General features: G+C 60.9%; 1 pseudogene. It reads left to right on the plus strand.

From position 1 onward, the window contains the following. Positions 1-19 precede the first annotated feature (19 nt). Positions 20-429, plus strand: a pseudogene (locus ACU8YC_RS27905) (putative ABC transporter permease subunit YbbP); the annotation flags it as partial. Positions 430-440 lie beyond the last annotated feature (11 nt).

Genomic DNA, 440 nt, shown 5'->3' on the forward strand with positions numbered 1-440 from the left:
GACGATGACCGGCATTTAGCTGCTGGTGGGATTACGGCCTTATCGCCTGCTGCTGGCGACGCAGCCGCTGCGGGTACTGCGTGGGGACGTGGTGGCTAACGTCTGGCCGCTCAAGGTCTATTTGCCCGTAGCAACGATAGTTGTAGTTGCGCTGCTGGACGGATTGATGGGCGGAAGTATGCTGTTGTGGGCAGTACTGGACGGGGCGGTAGTGCTGGCGCTGCTGTGCGGCGTGCTGGGCTGGATGCTGCTTAACCTGCTGCGTGGTCTGACGCTGACATCGCTGCACTGCGCTTGGCGGTCAGCCGGCTATTGGGCCAGCCATGGCCAACGCTCAGCCAACTATCGGCATTCTCGCTGTCCTTTATGCTGCTGGCGCGGTTACTGGTTCTGCGCGGCGAACTACCCGATCTCCTTCAGCAGGAAATGCTGGCGTAAAG

This window comes from Citrobacter sp. VF227 (genome assembly GCF_052950715.1).